Here is a 19,157-nt window from a genome sequence, read left to right as displayed (position 1 = left end):
CGTCATCCCGAGCGCAGCGAGGGATTTCCAGCAAACGGCATTGACTACCAACATAACAAGTTTGATTTACAACATTTTCTGAGTCGCTGTTTACATAACGCTTGCGCGCAACGTTTGCAAATGGAGCGACTTGCTTTGCAGACAAGTTCCGCTCCTTATCAATATTATCGTCTGTATGGTGGTGGATTTGGACGAGGTGGCGGCGGTGGGGGGCGATGAACAGGGGCTGGCCGAGACACAGGGGCTGGTCGAGACACAGGCGTTGGACGAGGCGTAGGTGTCGGGCGGGAAACAGGAGCCGGGCGAGCGGCTCTTGCTGCGGAAGCTTGTTGGGCAGCCTTTGCTGCGGCAGCTTGTTGGGCCGCTCTTGCTGCGGCGGCTTGTTGGGCCGCTCTTGCTGCGGCAGCTTGTTGGGCCGCTCTTGCTGCGGCGGCTTGTTGGGCCGCTCTTGCTGCGGCAACTTGTTGGGCCGCTCTTGCTGCGGCAGCTTGTTGGGCCGCTCTTGCTGCGGCGGCTTGTTGGGCCGCTCTTGCTGCGGCAGCTTGTTGGGCCACTCTTGCTGCGGCGGCTTGTTGGGCCGCTCTTGCTGCGGCAGCTTGTTGGGCCGCTCTTGCTGCGGCGGCTTGTTGGGCCGCTCTTGCTGCGGCAGCTTGTTGGGCGGCTCTTGTCGCGGCAGCTTGTTGGGCCGCTCTTGTCGCGGCAGCTTGTTGAGCGGCTCTTGTCGCGGCAGCTTGTTGGGCGAATTTCGCTGTTGTCATGGCAGCTTGTCGTGCGACTCTTGTTGCGGTTACTTGTTGGATTGCACGCCGCGTTTCAGCCTGCCTTGCACGTTGTATGTCAGTCTGTCTCGCGCGTTGTACGTCAACCTGTCTTGCGCAGCGTTGCATGTCAGGCTGTCTTATGCGTTGTATGTCAGCCTGTCTTACGCGCAGTACGCCAGCTTGTCTTGTGCATTGCATGTCAGTCTGTCTTACGCGCAGCAGTACGTCAGCTTGTCTTGTGCGCTGTACCTCGAGCGCTCTTGCGCGTTGTGTTTCGAGTGGTCTTGTGTGTTGCGCTTCGACCGGTCTTGTGCGTAGTGATTCGATCGGTTTTGCACGCGGTGCCTCGATTGTTCTTGTATGTGGCACTTCGAGCAATCTTGTGCGCGGTGTTTCAGCCGATCTTGTTTGTTGTGTTCCGGTGCTTGTATGTTGTGCTCTGGTCTGTTTGGCACGTTGTATTTCAATGTGCCTGGCCTGTTGTATCTGGAATTGGTGATGCTTGATAATGCGTTCGTGAATTTGTTGTTCGGGCTTTTGTGCCTGTTTTTGAGTTACTTTCTCCTTAAAAAATTTTATGGGTGAATGAACATGCGTTGGGCGTGATATAGGCGCAGGTTTCTTTGCATGCGAATGCGTAGGAATAGTTGGCTCTGTTGGCCGTGGAGCCTCGCAAATAATTGATGATTGCGGTTTTGATTTTCTTGAGCCCAGGCTGCTTGCCGGTGCAGGTGAGGATGCTTTTTTGTATCTTATGAGCTCTTTAAACATTTTTGGATGGGTTGGAGGGCCAACAAACTCGGTGTGTTGGCCTGTGTTGGATGCGTCAGGGTGTGAGCGTTTGGATTGAACGAGCTCTTTAAATGTTTTAAAAGGACGTGCTGGCACAACGGGTTCGGTATTTTGTTCTGAATTTATTGTCGATGGTTCCCGATCTTTAAATTTTATAATTTCTTTAAATGTTTTAGGGGCTGAGACACGTGCGCTCGAAGATGTTGAGACCTGCGTTTTTTCTTGTCGTCTCACTCGATAAGGCGCTTCATAGGTAAACTGGGGATCTCGAGCCAGTTTAATTGCTTCGCGTTGTTGTTGAATGCTTGCCCGGCTTTCGGATTCCTCCTGGGGCTCTGTTGCTGGAGCGGGCAATAACGACGATGAAAGAGAAGAAGAACGTTGGATGGTTGTTGTAAAATTAGTTTTTCTGGCCTGTATAATATCAAGAACAGTTTGCTTCTTTTTATTTGAAATGTTTAAGTCAGCCCCTGCTGCGATAAACAGGTCCAGGGCTATTTGCCGTTTATTTTCGGCAGCCAGATGAGCAGGGGTGTTTCCTCTATGATTTGTTAATTTTAAATAATCAGGAATGTGTTGGAAATATTTGGTTAACTCTAAAATAAATGACAAATTTCCATTTTCTGCGGCAATGTGCATGAGTGTTTCATGTTTCTTCTTTTTCCCCAGGAAATACGGTTGTGTCAAAATGGTTTTGAGTTCGTCTTGAGGTATGCCAAGCTGGCTGGCTCTTTTTAATAACGCATTGAATTTATTAAAATGGTTGGTTTTTACAGTAACCAGGAAACCATCAGGTAACGCCTCTGGAGGACATGTCGGAATATGCTTTAACTTTATATTCCCGGGATAGCTTTTTGCTTTCTCGGCGGGAGCCCCGGATGGTATTGCCCACTCATGATAACCACCACGATTTTTATATTCCGGGTGAAGCACGCGCCAAAATTCAGATTTTGAATTATGCTGTTCAAGTGGAACCAGACGCATAACCCCCTTTTTACCATCTATTACGGTACTCGAATGACAATGCTCCCAAACCAGTGAGTCATGTGGTTTTTCTTCGGGGTTAAGTAAAATACGTTGTATTAACTCGTCATTGCCAATGTCAGCACAAAGTTGCATGCCTTCTTTGTTCATTTCTTCTAATTGCTGCAACAAGGCTTTATTACATATTTTATTATGATTATTACGGCTCATACCCCAATATACTCGACTTAACGTTACCTCAAAATAACAACTGTAGGCCGTTTTTTCGGTTGTAGTTGGGAGATTTAGCTCAGTTTTGTCCTTCATAAAGCCCTTCCAGAAATTCGTCCAATGAGCAGCAAACAAAGCGAAATTTATCGCCGTCATCGTCAATGTATCGATCGTCGCTCTGAAAAAACCAGACCTGCGACTTGCCCTCCAGCCATTTCAAGAAATAAATTCCATGAAAACTGTCGGCAGCAAATGGAAGGGTATTATCACCCAATAACGATGAGTAATTGTTTATCATCCACCATACGGTTCCAAATCGATTTCTATCCGTATCAAATTCATAAAAATTACTGATGCGTTCCTCACCTTCGTCTCCAAATAAATTAAGCATAGGGCGATATCCGTTGTAGTTTTTATATATTTCACATAATGCTTCGGGCAATGGATGACCATAATGACGTTCAATTTCAAGTAGTTGTTCTTTGTCAGGTATCGCTCGTGGTCTTTTATCCAGAGGATACATTTTGAGCATACTTAAAGAAAATGGTTTTCCTTGTCGTTCGGCCAATGTTTTCTGGCGCCATCGTTCAAAGCGCCCCCAATCCAGTTGTTCTGTTTGATATTGTTGATATTCTTTTTTTTCTTCTTCGCTAAATGGCATCCCGTTTTCCAACGTTAAACGAACCAAAGGATCTATTGCCAAAAAAAGGGCGCTAAACCCTTCGTTATTTTTGACAGATGTGTTGGCACCATGAACAAGAAAAAACTCTACCAGCCCCAGAAAATTATTTTTGGCGGAGATCAAAAAAGAGGTGTTACCATTTGCATCCCGTGCATCAATATTGGCCCCTTCGGATAATATGGCATTTACTTTTTCAATGTCGTTATTATGAGTGGCAAATAATAGCTCATGGTTTTTTAATAATTGATATATAGGGGAGGTTGTTAAAACCAGTTCACTCGCAACGTTACCTTGCTGGTTTTGGATTAATGGATCAGCGCCATTTTGCAATAGAAAAAAAACAAGTCTCTCATCCTGTCTGTCCGTAGCAAGCATTAATGCTGTATAGCCATTGTTACTCTGCTGGTAGTTGATATTCGCACCTTGCTCAAGGTACTGAGTTATTTTTTCAATTACTGGTTTTTCCTGGCAAACTTCATCAATAAACTGTTGTGACAAAAGGTCATTAAGCATATCCATCAAAATCTCATCCTTTATTTCATTTTTGTAATTCAAGTCGCTATCCATGCATTGATATTCTGCGTCGATACTCTGCGGGCAAACCGCAGAGTATCGACGCAGAGACAGTGGACCGACATCATTAACGTTCTATTTCACAATTTAAATAAATCAGTATGAATTTCTGGTTTGTAACTTGTCCCAGCTTCGTTGTTAATACCGGGATTAAAAAAAACGGAGCTTTTCGTGCTGCTTGCGGCCACTCCCTGACAATGTGAGCGGGCTTTTGTGAGTAGATATTTGATGTTTTCATCATGAGCAATATCCCAAACGCTACGACCGTCGTCACAAGTAAGCGTTAAGTCGGCATTCAATGACAATAAATATTCAACGGCATCTAACATATTTTGCTCAACTGCTATCAACAGAGCAGAGTATCCACCGGGACCTTGAAAGTCTATCAGAGAAGGAGCCTCGTTTAGTATTAACTTAATGCCGGATAAATCATTGGCACTTGTTGTAAATAGAAGTTCATATGCCCTGATGGTTTGAAGCAGGTCTTCATCATTCAATACAAATGTTCTGGCGGTATTTCCATGTATATCTTTCAATAACGGATTTGCTCCTGCGGCCAACAAGAGTTTTGCAATCTCAACGTTACCAGAATCAAGGGCATTCATCAGAACGCTATAACCATTTGAATCTTGATAATCAATATCGATTTCCATAGAAAGGTATTCGGAAATTTTTTGAATTTTTACATTGGGTTTACAAACATACTGATGCAGCAAAATACTGTTTCTATCGCGAGGTGTCTTGCTCAATAAATGATGCTTGTTTTCATTTTTTTTGAGCACATGAAATATATTAGAGTTGCTCGATACCATATCCCTGGCTGTATCGCCGTTTTTATTACATAAAACCGGATTGGCTCCTTTTTTTAAAAGATACTCTACCACTCGCTCATTTTCGGCATCGGCTGCAAACATCAAGGCACTATAGCCATTCAAGTCCTGATAGTTAATATTGGCACCCGAATTAAGAAGGTTAGCTATTTTTTCTATTTTAACACGAGGTTTCTTTACATATTCACATAATAGTATGCTGTTTTTTTCTATGGGCGAATGAGATGATAATTGAGCCATTTGTTCCGATTCACGCAAGATTTTCTTTATTGGCGAACCGGTTTCTGCTATGTTTATGGCCCGATCATGATACTTGTTTTCAAGCAACGGATTGGCACCATGAGTGAGTAGATATTCTGCTATACGTTCATTATGCGAATCTATCGCCGCCATCAGGATAGAAAAACCATTACTGTCCTGATAATTTATATCAGCACCCAGACTAAGATAATCAGCAACACCCATACATTTTGCATCAGGTTTTTGAACGTACTGGAATAGATCAAAGCTGTTTTCTTCAACAGAAAACGAATGTTTTGGTTGCTTTTTGCCTTTCCTGCTTGTGGAAGAGGATGATTGACTGGTACTACTGTAATTTGAAGCTGTTGGAAGAGGTAATAGCTCTTCATGTGGTTGGGTATATGGCCATGATGTGTCGCTTGATGTTGCGGCACTGGACGACGCTTGATGTTGTGATGAGGGAACAGACGGAGTCGGTAGATTATTGATAAGACTGTCTTCTTTTCCATAAATAACATCATACAAAACGGATGTTCTCAGAACATAATCTTTTGCACTTTTTCCGTTCTTGTCTTTTAAACTCAGATTAACTTTGCCAGTATTATGCAGAAATTCGGCAACATTGTCCCGGCCCATAGCCAGGGCATACATAAAAGGGGTTTTTCCCTCGGTATCCTGGTAATTGATGTCGATTCCTTTCCGTAAAAAATCTTCGACTGTTAGCAAATCTATTGAGAAACAGTCTCTGTCTCGAATTTTTCTTATGAAATCACGATTATACTGTTCGAGCAGGACTTTTGCTCGTTCGGCGGCATTTTGTTCCTCCTGAATTTTATTTTCCTGTTTTTTACGCTCGGCTTCTTGTGCCCTTAGCTCTGCCTGTCTCCGTTCTTCAGCTTGTTTATTGAGTTCCTCTTGTCTTCTTCTTTCCAATATACTCGAATTTGTTTCATCGAACTGTTGAGCATTACCCTCCAGGTCAAACATATCGTCAGTTAAATATTGTTTGAACTCTCTTTCATACAATGAACTACGGGAAAATGTTGAAAACAAACCAATTTCTTTATCAGGGGAAAAAGAGCTACTAATTCTGATTGCATTCTTATCAAGTGTTTTCTTCATTTTTTTATCGTGTAGCACCATGATGGCTGTCCATAGGTACATTTGTTCAATTGCGGGTCCACTCCTCAAAGTCAGCGGCTTTTCTTTTGTGGGAAACCCACCCTTGGTTGTGATTACTTTACAAGCTAAAATCATGGAGTGTCGAACTCTGGCTTCTGGAGCTGTGGGAAACGGTAATGATTGTATAGTTTTGCCTAGAGATTTTTCGGTTGCAGACATGATTGTTTTTCCTTGAACTTTGGGTTGGATATGGTCGGAATATGTCCTGACCGATTCGATTAGAGGACAAGCCCGGGTAGAAAGTCGCGGATAGTAACGATTAATCCGGCAATATTCAAGTGGATATATTTAACAATGATCTGATTAAAAGAACGGATAGCCTGATTGTTGATGTATTATTTGATATTGAGCCAAGGGCAAGGACGTTCACCTCGCTCGTTTGCGGACGAGGTGAATCACGCCGGTGAAGCTAAAAAACTGGGGCAGAAAAAACGACTGCGGACATTGAAAGATCTGGATAAATCTGTGCTGGCACGGTATGAAGAGGATTTTCAAGATGAAATGGTAGTTCAGTATGGCCGGGTTAGACGTTTTTTGCCAAAATTACTATGTGACATCGAGTTTAAAGCAGCCCCGGCGGGCAAGGTAACTCTGGAGGCACATCAATATCTGGCCGGTCTGCTGGAATCGCGCAAGCAATTACTGGAAGATGCTCCAGAAGACATAATTTCCAATCCATGGAAGCGTCTGGTATTCGACAAGGAAAGACGAGCGATCAGGCAAGGCTATACGCTGTGCTTTCTCGACAAGCTGCAAGACAGCCTGCGTCGGCGGGATGTTTATGTCAAGAACAGTGACCGCTGGGGGGTGATTGAACAGCATGCCCGTAACAACCACTACACGGCTTTGCAACGATATGAACTTCGTTTACAACAAGCAAAACCCATCCTTGAGGAACTTAAAATATGGTTGGACAAAACCATCAAAACAACCTCTACCCAATCTGAACTGGGCAAAGCATTAGAATACATGCATCTTCGTTGGGGCGAGCTGACTACTTATCTTTTGGATGGCTGCCTTGAGATTGATAATAATCTCATAGAAAACCTCATTAGGCCCTTTGCTTTAGGGAGAAAAAATTGGTTGATGGCTGGTAGTCAGTCCCCGAGGCGCTCATGCCGGAGCATTGTTTTATAGCCTCATTGCAACAGCGAAAGCTAATAATCTTAATCCCTTTGATTATCTGAAAACTCTTTTTGAAAACATACGCTCTTGCAGAGCAGTAGAGGATTATAAGGCTCTATTGCCGTTTAACCTAAATGCAACCCGTATTTAGCCGAACGCATACCCCACGCCAGCGTAGCTGGGGAGTTACTTCAAAAGTTGAAATATGAACCTGCCTCTGCTATGCCTGTAGCAGGTATGATCGATAAGTAATAATAATGGATATCAAAAACCTGAACTTAAACCTGTTGCGCGCCCTGTATGCCCTGCTCTCCTGCAGGCATGTCACCAATGCAGGCAGACAGGCCGGTGTCAGTCAGTCTTCCATGAGTATTTCGCTGAAGCAGTTACGCGAGTTTTTCAGTGATGAGTTGATTGTTCCAGGACAAGGGAATCGCATGCAGCTTACACCGTTAGGTGCGAACCTCATTGGCCCCGTTCGTGAGGCGATGGCGACCATTGACAAAATTTTCTCATTCCATAACCCATTCAATCCCCTGACAGACAAACGGGTTTTTCAAATCGGGATGACCGATATGCTCTCCTTTTTATTGCTGCCAGCCCTGATTAAGAGTATTGAAACGATAGCACCCAATATTAAGCTGATTATTCGCTCCCCCAGGTATCTGACCAGCACAGAGGTATTTGAATCAGGAGAACTGGATTTGATGGTTGGTTTGTTTGAGGGGGTTCCTTCCAGCCTGAAACAGCAATCGCTGTTTTCGGATGAGGTAGTGATTGTTGGCAGACAAGGACACCCGGCTTTTGAAAACAACACGATAAGTATTGAAAGTATTTTGCAATATCCGCTCATCCAAATGGCCATTTGCGATACGCCGTTTCAAAACTATTTCGACCGTTTTTTAAGCAGCCAAGGCTATAACAAACGTGTGTCTGTCCTGGTAGGACAAGGCATTTCCCCTTTACAATCTTTACCCGGTACTAATTATTTGAGTATGAGCATTCGCCGCGTTGTGGAGAAATTAAACAGCCAGATCCCGTTGCAATTCGCCCCTGCTCCCTTCGATACAGGCCGATTCGTCTGTTATCAATACTGGCACCCCAAAAACGATGACGATGCCGCCCATCAATGGCTGCGTACGTTGATTAAAAAACTGTCCGACAGATGAACCAGCGGTGATCCCGGATTACGCTGACGCTAATCCGGGCTACATGCTCATGCCGCAGGTTGGGCCTTGGTCCAACCTACATACTTAAAGAAGTATCATTTTCTTCGTGCTGAGGCAGATTCGTTAGCATGGGAGCTGAGGGCTCAACACTGACTGAACTCGAAGAGGTGGAGGAATAAAAGGAGCTGTTTGCGCATTGCGAGGGCAAAACGGGCTCAACGGCACTTGCTTTTTCCTGGAGTGAAGCCGCCTGTTGCTTTAAGGATGCAATGCGGTCACTGAGATCCGTAATGCTCTGCTCTGTTGTCAGAATCTGGTCTCTTAACTCAGGAATCTCATGCTTTAGAGTACCCAGTTCCTCGTTCTGCTGGTCAATCTTGTCCCTGTTATTCGTTATCGCTGTTCTGAGGCCATTTATTTCTCTGACATTTCGTCGCTCTCGTAGATACAACACCAGGTCCCCAATCAACACGCCCACCAAAACTGCGGCAGCAACGGCAGTAGGAATAAACAAAACCGGGATGAGGCTGGCAGCCATCGTGATAAACAATAAAAGCACACCGGCCGTTATTGCCGTGGCTATAGAGAGAGCCAGGCTGGTAAACGCGCTGATGAACAGCCTTCTGCGCACAACCTTTCTCGAGTCAATCGCGTTATTCAGTTCGAAAATACGCTTGGAATGATCAGTGTTTTGTTGAGTCAATTCCGGATTGGATGCGGTCAGCGTGACACTCCGGATTACTTTTTGATGAAGACGCAGACGCTGTGCCGACAGGGTTGTGTTTGCAGAATCCCGTTCTCTACGCGCCTCATTTTCACGTTCTTTGAAAGCCAGGTACTCATTGATAAACCTTATGGTCTGGCGTAAGGCTTCGCTCTGACCAACACCCAGGTTTGAGCCGTTTTTGCTGTCCAGATAAGCCTCGAGTTCCGATTTAAACACCGAATAGCTTCTTGATGTTGCCTGTGTCAGCAGGTTTGACTTGTGTGCCTCAAGCCGGGCATGGGACTCTCTGATTTGGCGTGTTCTGACCGAGCGATTTGTCTGAGACAATCGCTCGTACCCAGGATCAAGGGTCAAAAGGGCCTGTGATCGTGCTCGTCGTTCCATGGCGCGCACATTTCTTTCACTTTGCCTTTGAGGCAGCCTCACTTGCAGCTCTTGCTGAATGCTTATGTTACGTGCGTTCAGCCTCGTTATTTCTCCAGTAAGACGGCTTAACATTATTCGATGGGTGGAGAGTTCTGATGCAAGGGAAGATTTTTGCTGCCTGAGCAGGATTAATTGTGGGTTTTCCTGCGGTGTCAGATGAACATGAATATGACCATGTCCATGACCGTGCCCATGGTGATGTCCGTGATGGTGACCATGACCATGATGAACGTACTCTTGATGCGGTACAATAGAGGAAGCCTGTATCAGGGTTATGCTGCTGTCAAGACGGCATATCTCCATTTCTAAACTACGTATACTGCGACGCTCTGCCTCCTCCGAAGGGACACAGGTGCTGATTTGACGTTGATTCGCTTCATACTCGCCAGCCAGCTGCTCTCGAATCCGTTCATCCTCACGTGTGCCCAGTTCATCCTGAGCAGCCTCTCGCTCGTCGCTGGCAATCTGCTCACGACAGATTCGTTCCGTTATCTCAGTCTTTACTGCTTTTTTTTCAGACTTTAACATGTCCAGTAAATCCTGATTCAGAGCAGCCAACACCGGTTCGACTGGTATTACACTGGCAGCCCAGTGTTTCAACACAGAAAAATCAGCTTCGTGAACAAATTTCTGTGTTTTTTCACTTAGCAATTGTTCAATATCAATTTTGGATAAACGCACGGGCCACCTCTTTAAGTAATCAGACAGGATATACGGCTTACTCTTGTGGCCGACAGCTTATCAAAGCAGGAAAATTTGTAAACAATAATTTGAGCATACCAAAGCAGGCCAGAAGACAGCATGGTAGATATCGAAGCAATCCACTAAGCTGTTTGCCATACATGGATTTTGACAAGCTATACACAGGCTTATCCACAGAAAATGTGGATAACAACAATGAGTATTTTAAATAGGCAGATCGCAGAAAAGCCTTTGATTATAAGGGGGTTAGAGTATGGAAAGAGAAATATGATCAAAAAAAACCGGTATGAGCGAAAAAAATATCCACAAGGGGATAAGCAGGTATAGGTACATTGCGGGGCGTGCATAATAACAAATAAATAATCAAAAAACAGTCTTGACTAGACATTATTTTTGTAAATTTTTTCAACTCAGGCATCACAGCCGGCACAAAAAGGCGGTATCGGGACAAGGCAGGTCGATATCGTTACCCACAAGACTGACAATCCTTTCTCGGCAAGGAAAGACGCGTTTTAAAAGGTTTTGAGCAGCCAGATAAAGTCGTTCCCGCCTGCGCGGGAACGACAAACAATCTTTTATAGTCTTTTGGGTAATGATGTGGTCAGGCTCGAGCCGCCTTTTTCGCACGACGCTTGTTCTGCCAGCTCTGCAAAACAACATAAAACGCGGGTACAAACACCACCGCCAGGCAGGTGGAAGCAAGCATACCGCTGCATACGGCAATACCAATTGAGCGGCGTGAGTTAGCGCCGGCACCTGTTGCAAATACCAAAGGCAGAACACCGAGAATAAACGCGAAAGACGTCATGATGATAGGACGAAAACGGGTTTTAGCTCCCAATACGGCCGCTTCCAACACCGATTTATTGTGGAACTCGTGCTCCTCGCGCGCTACCTCTACAATCAGAATCGCGTTTTTCGCCGCAAGCGCTATCAGCAGCAGAATACCTATCTGGGTATACATATTGTTGGCCATGCCCAGCAGGGTCAAAGCCAATACCGTACCAATCAACGCCAAAGGCACGCTGGATAAAACCGCCAGCGGTGTAACCCAGTTTTCGTACTGACCGGCCAGAATCAGGTACACCAGCACCAGAGACAGCAGGAAAATATAGTAACTCATGTTTCCGGCAATTTTCTCCTGGTAGGCGGTACTGGTCCATTCAAAGGACATGCCCGCTGGCAGTACCTGCTTCGCCAGTGCTTCCATGGCCTGAATGGCCTGACCAGAACTGTAACCCGGTGCGGCCATACCGTAGATATTGGCTGATGGGTACAGGTTATACAAAGAGATGATTGCCGGGCCTACTGCCGGATAAATATCGGTCAGCGTCCCAATGGGAACCATGGAACCTGAATTATTCTTGACGTAAAAATTACGTACGTCTTCTATGGTCATTCGTGAGGGCGCATCGGCCTGAACATAGACCTGGAAAACCTGACCAAATTTAGAAAACAGGTTGACGTAGGAGGAACCAAGATATGTCTGCAGGGTGTCAGAGGCATCCCCTACGGCAACCCCCAGAGACTCCGCTTTTACCCGGTTAATGGGTGCCGATACCTGAGGCACAGACGAGCGGAAAGACGTCATCAGACGCTGCAGCTCCGGTTGCTGGCTGGCGTATTGCATTAACTGATCCGTCGCAGTCTGCAGTTTTCTGTAGTCGAATGAGCCGTCCTGCAGCTCAACCTGCATCTGAAATCCTCCCGAAGCACCCAGTCCCTGAATCGCAGGCGGCACCATGACCAGGATTTTGGCATCGAGCGTATTGGCAGCAATCACACTCAGTTTTTTATACAAAGACAGCAAGTCCTCCCCCTTGCCCCGCACGCTCCAGTCCTTGAAGGTGATGTACAGAACACCGCCGTTGGCCAGGCTGGAACTGTTATCGAGCAGGGAAATGCCATCGATGGTGATCACATCGGCAATACCGCCAATTTTGGACACCTGGGAACTCAGATCCTGCAAAAGGGCTTCTGTACGTCCGAGCGTTGCCCCATCGGGCAATTGCACGCTCATCATGACATAGCCCTGATCCTCTATAGGAATAAAACCCGTGGGAATCCGGCTCAGACCAAAAATGGCGACAGCCACCAGAAACAGTCCCAGCATACAGACGCTGGCACTTTTGTGAACCATGCCATCGATCATGCGGATATAGCGTTCTTCAATGGGGTTATAAATACGGTCGAATCCTTTGAAAAACCAGTTTTTTTCCTTGTGCTCATCAATGGGTCTGAGCCACAGAGCGCACTGTGTGGGTTTAAGTGTCATGGCATTGATGGCACTGATCAAAGCCGTCACAGCAATGACCAGAGCGAACTGCGCGTACATGGCGCCCGTCAGGCCAGGCATATATCCCGCAGGTACAAACACCGACATCAACACCAGCGTAATCCCGAGAATCGGTCCTGTTAATTCCTTCATCGCGCTGATGGCAGACTCTTTGGGAGAGGTGCCCATTTCAATATGTCGTGTTACGCCCTCCACAATAACGATCGCATCGTCCACCACAATACCAATGGCCAGAACCAGAGCAAACAGCGTCAGGAGATTGATGGAATACCCCAGCAGCAGCATACCAAAAAAAGCACCGATAATTGTTACGGGTACGGTGGTTGCCGGCACCAGAGTGGCGCGTGCATTCTGCAAAAACAGGAGAATCACCACCAATACGAGAATCCCGGCTTCGTACAGTGTTTTGTATACCTCATCAATAGAGGCCTTCACGAAAATGGTGGTGTCAAAGGGAATGGAGTACTGCAGGCCAGGTGGAAATTTTTTAGCCATTTTCGCTACTGTTTTACGAACTTCGCTGGCCACATCCAGGGCATTGGCACCGGGCAGCTGGTAGATACCAATGGCAGCGGTTGGTTTATTGTTGAGCTTGGCCAGCTGGCTGTAACTGGATGATCCGAGTTCCACACGGCCCACATCCCGTATGCGAACCACCTGAGCCGTTGTGCTGGAATTGGCTGACAGATTAGGTTGGGTTGCCACTGATTTAATAATGATATTGCCAAACTCCTCCGCATTCGCCAGTTGCCCAGGCACATTTACGGTAAGCTGGTATGCCTGCGGGCCTGCCGTTGGTGGTGAAGCAATCTGTCCGGCAGACACCGCCTGATTCTGGCGACTGATGGCGCTGAGGACGTCACTGGGATCAAGGGAATAGGCCAGCATTTTTTTCGGATCAAGCCATATGCGCATGGCGTACGTGCCCGAACCAAAAATCAACACGTTGCCCACGCCAGGCAGGCGGGACAGCTCATCCTGCATGTTAATGGCTGCGTAGTTGTTAAGAAACAGCCCATCATATTCGTTATTTTCTGAGGTCAGGTTAATAAACTGCAGAATAGCCGTGGATTTCTGCTGCACCACCACACCCTGCTTTTGTACCGACTCCGGTAATTGAGCCATAGCCGCCTGAACCCGGTTTTGCACGAGAACCTGAGCAAAGTTGAGATCGGTACCAATCGCAAAAGTCACAATCAGGTTATAGTTGCCGTTGTTCGTACTGGTGGACTGCATGTACAGCATGTTTTCCACGCCATTGACCTGCTGCTCAATCGGCAATGCAACCGTTTCAATCAGGGTCTTGGCATCCGCTCCAGGATAGTTGGTGGTGACCTGGATGGTCGGAGGAACAATGGATGGGTACTGGGTTACCGGCAGGATCCCCATGGCGACAAGACCAAGCAGCACCAGCAGTAAGGCAATAACATTGGCAAGAATAGGTCGCTCAATAAAAAATTTGGAAATCATGCGGCAGCCTTCCCGTCTTGTTGTTCACGGGCATCCACTTTATTGCCCGGTGTGGCGTTTTGCAGGCCGGCAACAATAACCCGGTCATTAATGGTTAATCCTTTGGTAACCGCTCGTATCCCCTGCTCCAGACCACCGAGCTCGATACGTTGTAACTGGACGATGTTCTGCTGATCAACCAACAGCAGATATGGCCCAATCTGGTCATACATGATAGCGGTATCTGGTACGGTCAGTTGTTTTGCCGGCATGGTGATGGCTATTTTTACCTGCACAAACAAACCGGGCACAAAATCATAATCCTTGTTTTCGAGTACGGCGCGTAACTCCATGGTACCGGTGGACGCGTTAAGGCCGGTATTTACAAAGTCGAGTGTCGCCTTGTATTTAAAGCCATTCTCATTCTGCATGCTGACGTAAACGGGTACTTTACTCAGGTCGTCGGGTTTGAATCCATGCGCACGGGCAGCCTTGCGCAGCCGGATCAAATCCAGTTCGTTCAGGTTAAAATAGACGTACATAGGGCTGATTTGATCGATGGTCGCCAGCTGAGTAGCCTCGCCATGGCCGACCAGGTTGCCTGGGTCTACCAGGTGACGGCCAATGCGCCCGTCAAATGGCGCCTTGACGTGCGTATAGCCGTAATTAATTTCTGATTGCACCGCATCGGCCACGGCTTTATCGACTTCCGCTTCCGCTTCATGCGTTTTGGCCAGCCAGATTTCCACGCTGTTGAGAGAAGTGGCGTTTTCCTTATACATTCGTTTCTGGCGGGCATACTCTGATTGCGCATAGGCACTGCCGGCTTTTTGTGCGGCGACCGTTGCGTTGGCAGCCTTAAGCTGTTCCAGATACGGCAGTGGCTGAATCACAAACAGCTCCTGCCCTTTTTTAACAAAGGAGCCGTCTTTAAAACTGAAGGAATCCAGATACCCTTCCACACGCGCTACCAGATTAACGGAATTGAAGGCCACCGTGTTACCGGTCTGGGTCACGTACTCGGCCATTTCGCGCCACTGCGGACTTTGTACAACTACCACCGGAACCGGTATAACCGGGCCACTGCTCTTGAAAAAGACATGCTTCACCACATAAGCCAGCAGGGCCAGCGCCAATACGACAATGATGATTTTTACAGGTTTAGACTGATTCTGAAAGTTCATAGCATTTACCATTTGGGTAGATATAGTTGTTTGGCTTTCTGCCGTGGCGTCACTGCTGGCTCGTGATTCTGCTGTTGGAGCAAGGTTCCCCAGTTAGTACGTGCCGCCATCTCGGCTTTCATGGCCAGGGGAATGATGTCGTTGCCACGACGAATTTCCCAGCCACCGCCCAGAGAGCGGTACAAGGCAACCAGAGACTGAGGAATGTCGCCCTGCGCATTAATCAGAGATCTCTGTACTCGCAACTGCTGCTGCTCGGCGTTTAATACCGGCGTAAAATCCGTTTCGCCTTCTTTGTAACGCACCAGAGCCAGGCGCAGCGCCTGAGTGGCGGACGCGTTGGCGCGGACCAAATAGCGTTCAGCCTGTTTGGCTTCAATATAAGCGGTGATATTGTCCTGTACTTCCTGCTGGGCTTTTAAAATAAGGTTCATGTACTTGAGCAGAGCCTGTTGAAATACCGCATCCTGCGCACGAACCGCATTGGTTATCTGTCCGTAGTTCAGTATTGGCCAGGTAAAGCCGGGTCCGGCACTGATGTTTCTGTTTGACCAGTCAAAAATGTCGCTGATGGATGAGCTGCCAATGTTGTTCGATGAAAAGGCGAAGGTTCCTGTCAGCGTCAGGGCCGGATAGAGACTGGCCTTGACAGCACCCGTGGTCGCAGACTGAGCAATGGCCTCTTCCCGCGCCTGGAAAATGTCCGGGCGACGCATCAGGGTTTCTTTGGGTATGCCAACTGCCACGGTGCGTGGCGCTTTTGGAATGCCATGTCCTTTACTCAACAGCGCATCGGCTCCGTTGGGCACCGTACCCAGTAACACGGCAAGGCTGTCTTTCTGACGCTGCAGCTCGGCAATCTGCGACGGTAGAGAAGACTGTGTTTCCGATAACTCGGTCTGCGCCTGCTCCACATCCACCTGGCTGGTCTGTCCGGCTTTAAAGCGTGAGGTGGCAATGCGCAGCCCTATTGCCTGCACATCAATATTGGCTTTCGTGGTACGGATTTGGGCTTCGATGGTTCGGATTTTAATGTACGTAGCCGCAATATCCGACACCAGAGTAATCAAGGCGTTATCATAGGCCGCAGTTGAGGCCAGAAAAGCAGCGTTGCTGGATTGGATGGCGCGGCGGTATTTACCCCAGAAATCCAGTTCCCAGCTGGCCGAAAATCCGAGCGTAGCTGTATCAAACTGCTGAGGCAGAATCCCCTGAAGAGAGCTCCCGCCCAATCGATTATAGGTGTAATTCCCTGTCAAAACCTGTTGCTGCGGATAAAGCTCACCCACGGACTGCGCCAGCTGCGCACGCGATTGCAGTACCCGTACACCCGCACTTTGCAGGGAAAGATTGTTTTGATACCCCTGATCTATGATGGCGGTCAGGGTCGGATCATGGAAAACACTCCACCAGATACCGTTACAGAAAGGATCCTCTTTTACCGAGCGGTCTTTTTTCGGCCAATGCGCCGCAACGGGCGTCTGCGGCTCCTTGTAGTCTGGTCCAACCATGCAAGATGAGATAGACAGACAGGCAATACAGGCAACAATCCTTGGTGCGAGCACTCATCATCCTTTATTCAGTTAGCGAAAATGTCATGTGATATCAGAATGCTATCATATCTGGATTGCGGAAATTTCACAACGAGTGATGAATTCCGCGCATCATGCGCGGAATGTGGGGAGAAGGGAGTCTGCTCAATACGGGACAATTTTTGTGACGACCCAGGTACGTAGGCAGTGCAAAAGTAAAGAAAAACTTAAGGCTAATTGGAAGGGCGGGGATCCATGGTCAAATCAGGCTCGGAACCAGCTCCATGATAGTTTCCCGCCTGCCGGGAATGACTGACGGGAGCTTTGTCCAGTACAAAGGGGAAGCTGTTTCGTGCCAGTGAGCTTAGGGCTCAACCGGATTAATCGCATTGCGTCAGAACCTTATCCTTTCTGTCTGCGGTGCAAAGACCGAAATATTTATCCGCGTCTGCGTTGGTGGGTTGCTTATCAAAGATACCAAAGTAATACGAGTCAAAGGTATCTACCCCGTCGCGCTCCAGCCACCACTCATAGTAGGCCTTGATAGATGCAAGGCTGGCATTGGGGTTTTGCTGTGATGAGCTTTTGCTCGCCCAGCCCTCTTCCGTCACAATCACTTTTTTATCCTGATATTTAGGATTGTTCTGGATAGCCCGGTATCGGTTTTTAAATTCGCTCTTTCCTGCCTCAACCGTCGGTTTTTCCGCACTCCAGAATGGATAGATATTAGCACCGACAAAATCAAGTTTCGGTATGATGCCGTAGGGATCTCTTCCTGCCAGCTGCAACAGAGCACCATCCTGCTGAGCGGTACCTACCGGGATTTTGTATTTGGCTACACCCTGCTTAATGGTCGAAATATCTTTGGAAATCCGGTTTTGAATAACATTGTTCGGTTGCGTAAAGTTCCAGTTATAAATGTCTTCGTTGCCCACCACAATCATGTTAATGCAACTGGGGTATTTGGCCGCGCTGGCTATGGCATTCTGCACCTGGATTCGGGTTGCTTCCTCGCACCAGTTGGCGCAGTTGTCATGTGCGGGATCAAATTCATACACGCCCAGCGCTACTTTCAGACCCGCAGGACAGGCCATATCCGCCAGCAGAGCGACCTGTTTGCCATCAATGGTAGACACACTCGAATAAAAGGTTTTGATGGTGTCAAAACCGCTTTGCTTGATAATCGTCATGTCTTTGTTGATTTCGGACTTCATCGCAGAAAGGTTGTTTGCTGCCTGAGCCTGAGTAAATCCAGCGCTGTGTGCCGGATCATAATTGATTCCACGTTCCTGGGCGAACCCCTGAACACTGACCAGAGAAAGTATCAGCATGGCTGTCTTTTTCATGATGGGGTAGCTCCTGAAAGAAATGGATGTGCTTACTTTTGAGTCTAGCTTATGGTTAATTTTTATTCAAACGGGCTTTTGTAAAGACACCGTAAGCAGCCAGGCATGCATAAGCACAGGATAACGGGTAATACTGGCAATTAATCCTTTTTCACGTTACCGTAGTCCATCCTTGTTATCGAGAGGTATTACATGGCTGTAAATATCAAATCCCCCGATGAGATAGAACGCATGCGTCGTGTTGGCCGCCTGGCCGCAGATGTACTAAACATGATCACACCCTGGGTAAAACCCGGCATCAGCACGGACGAATTAAACAGCCTGTGCCACGAGTATATCGTTAATCATCAGCAGGCGATTCCTGCTCCCCTGGATTATCACGGCTTCCCAAAATCGATCTGCACTTCCGTTAATCATGTGGTCTGTCATGGCATTCCTGGCGAGCAGCGCTTAAAGGATGGCGATATCATCAATATCGATGTGACGGTTATCAAAGACGAATTTCACGGCGATACCAGCCGCATGTTTCTGGTTGGCGAAGTGTCTGATGCCGCCAGACATCTTGTTGAGGTGGCGCGGGAATGTCTTTATCTCGGCATCGACTGCGTCGGACCTGGCGTCCACGCCGGTGACATTGGACACGCCATTCAAAGACACGCAGAGCAACAGGGCTATTCGGTGGTTCGTGATTATTGCGGTCATGGTATTGGCCGGGCGTTTCATGAGGAGCCACAGATTTTGCATTTTGGCGCCGCAGGGACGGGTGAAATTCTTCGCCCAGGGATGACATTTACCATCGAACCAATGATTAACATGGGTAAATATCATACGCGACTGCTATCGGATAAGTGGACGGTGGTTACCCGGGATCGCAGTCTGTCAGCGCAGTGGGAACACACGGTACTGGTGACAGAAAGCGGTGTAGAGATTTTAACGCAGGAATAGGT

At 47.4% G+C, this 19,157-nt stretch carries 12 protein-coding genes and 1 pseudogene; 5 read left to right on the top strand and 8 right to left on the bottom strand.

The window, feature by feature from the left end; genetic code table 11:
* Positions 1-164 precede the first annotated feature (164 nt).
* From ACQUTA_RS01340 to ACQUTA_RS01330, 3 genes are all read right to left on the bottom strand, one after another.
* A complete protein-coding gene (locus tag ACQUTA_RS01340; protein ID WP_444986385.1) occupies positions 165-2,843 on the bottom strand; it encodes an ankyrin repeat domain-containing protein in 2,679 nt (892 codons plus the stop codon).
* Positions 2,827-3,996, bottom strand: a complete 1,170-nt coding sequence (locus ACQUTA_RS01335; RefSeq protein WP_444986384.1) for an ankyrin repeat domain-containing protein — start codon at positions 3,994-3,996, stop codon at positions 2,827-2,829. The genes ACQUTA_RS01340 and ACQUTA_RS01335 overlap by 17 nt, the downstream gene beginning before the upstream one ends.
* An 86-nt stretch (positions 3,997-4,082) precedes the next feature.
* Positions 4,083-6,413: an ankyrin repeat domain-containing protein gene (locus ACQUTA_RS01330; RefSeq protein ID WP_444986383.1), complete on the bottom strand. Its 2,331-nt coding sequence runs from the start codon at positions 6,411-6,413 to the stop codon at positions 4,083-4,085.
* Between the two features lie 330 nt (positions 6,414-6,743).
* Between ACQUTA_RS01330 and ACQUTA_RS01325 the strand changes: the two are divergent.
* From ACQUTA_RS01325 to ACQUTA_RS01310, 4 genes and pseudogenes are all read left to right on the top strand, one after another.
* Positions 6,744-7,061, top strand: a pseudogene (locus ACQUTA_RS01325) (Tn3 family transposase); the annotation flags it as partial.
* On the top strand, positions 7,062-7,391 hold the full coding sequence (locus tag ACQUTA_RS01320; protein WP_444986446.1) for an IS66 family transposase: 330 nt from the start codon (positions 7,062-7,064) through the stop codon (positions 7,389-7,391).
* On the top strand, positions 7,381-7,530 hold the full coding sequence (locus ACQUTA_RS01315; protein ID WP_444986382.1) for a transposase domain-containing protein: 150 nt from the start codon (positions 7,381-7,383) through the stop codon (positions 7,528-7,530). The genes ACQUTA_RS01320 and ACQUTA_RS01315 overlap by 11 nt, the downstream gene beginning before the upstream one ends.
* A 106-nt stretch (positions 7,531-7,636) precedes the next feature.
* Complete coding sequence (locus ACQUTA_RS01310; protein WP_444986381.1) at positions 7,637-8,548, top strand: LysR family transcriptional regulator; 912 nt, start codon at positions 7,637-7,639, stop codon at positions 8,546-8,548.
* A 76-nt stretch (positions 8,549-8,624) separates the two neighbouring features.
* Here ACQUTA_RS01310 and ACQUTA_RS01305 read toward each other — a convergent pair whose 3' ends face one another.
* The 5 genes from ACQUTA_RS01305 to ACQUTA_RS01285 all read right to left on the bottom strand — a co-directional run bounded on the left by ACQUTA_RS01305 (position 8,625) and on the right by ACQUTA_RS01285 (position 18,210).
* Complete coding sequence (locus tag ACQUTA_RS01305; protein WP_444986380.1) at positions 8,625-10,382, bottom strand: hypothetical protein; 1,758 nt, start codon at positions 10,380-10,382, stop codon at positions 8,625-8,627.
* Between the two features lie 622 nt (positions 10,383-11,004).
* Complete coding sequence (locus ACQUTA_RS01300; RefSeq protein WP_444986379.1) at positions 11,005-14,169, bottom strand: efflux RND transporter permease subunit; 3,165 nt, start codon at positions 14,167-14,169, stop codon at positions 11,005-11,007.
* Positions 14,166-15,332, bottom strand: a complete 1,167-nt coding sequence (locus tag ACQUTA_RS01295; protein WP_444986378.1) for an efflux RND transporter periplasmic adaptor subunit — start codon at positions 15,330-15,332, stop codon at positions 14,166-14,168. The genes ACQUTA_RS01300 and ACQUTA_RS01295 overlap by 4 nt, the downstream gene beginning before the upstream one ends.
* Before the next feature lie 5 nt (positions 15,333-15,337).
* Positions 15,338-16,897, bottom strand: coding sequence for an efflux transporter outer membrane subunit (locus ACQUTA_RS01290; protein ID WP_444986377.1), 1,560 nt, complete (start codon positions 16,895-16,897; stop codon positions 15,338-15,340).
* A 347-nt stretch (positions 16,898-17,244) separates the two neighbouring features.
* Positions 17,245-18,210, bottom strand: a complete 966-nt coding sequence (locus ACQUTA_RS01285) for a glycoside hydrolase family 17 protein (protein ID WP_444986376.1) — start codon at positions 18,208-18,210, stop codon at positions 17,245-17,247.
* 192 nt (positions 18,211-18,402) lie between these two features.
* Here ACQUTA_RS01285 and map point away from each other — a divergent pair, with 192 nt between their 5' ends.
* On the top strand, positions 18,403-19,155 hold the full coding sequence (map, locus tag ACQUTA_RS01280) for a type I methionyl aminopeptidase (protein ID WP_444986375.1): 753 nt from the start codon (positions 18,403-18,405) through the stop codon (positions 19,153-19,155).
* Positions 19,156-19,157 lie beyond the last annotated feature (2 nt).

Source organism: Legionella navarrensis (assembly GCF_052527415.1).
This window is presented reverse-complemented; position numbering and strand designations above follow the sequence as displayed.

Excerpts from the sequence above, each read along its gene's own strand:
- ACQUTA_RS01340 (WP_444986385.1), bottom strand. The coding sequence starts at position 2,843 with ATGAAGGACAAAACTGAGCTAAATCTCCCAACTACAACCGAAAAAACG.
- ACQUTA_RS01335 (WP_444986384.1), bottom strand. The coding sequence starts at position 3,996 with ATGGATAGCGACTTGAATTACAAAAATGAAATAAAGGATGAGATTTTG.
- ACQUTA_RS01330 (WP_444986383.1), bottom strand. The coding sequence starts at position 6,413 with ATGTCTGCAACCGAAAAATCTCTAGGCAAAACTATACAATCATTACCG.
- ACQUTA_RS01310 (WP_444986381.1), top strand. The coding sequence starts at position 7,637 with ATGGATATCAAAAACCTGAACTTAAACCTGTTGCGCGCCCTGTATGCC.
- ACQUTA_RS01300 (WP_444986379.1), bottom strand. The coding sequence starts at position 14,169 with ATGATTTCCAAATTTTTTATTGAGCGACCTATTCTTGCCAATGTTATT.
- ACQUTA_RS01295 (WP_444986378.1), bottom strand. The coding sequence starts at position 15,332 with ATGAACTTTCAGAATCAGTCTAAACCTGTAAAAATCATCATTGTCGTA.
- ACQUTA_RS01285 (WP_444986376.1), bottom strand. The coding sequence starts at position 18,210 with ATGAAAAAGACAGCCATGCTGATACTTTCTCTGGTCAGTGTTCAGGGG.
- map (WP_444986375.1), top strand. The coding sequence starts at position 18,403 with ATGGCTGTAAATATCAAATCCCCCGATGAGATAGAACGCATGCGTCGT.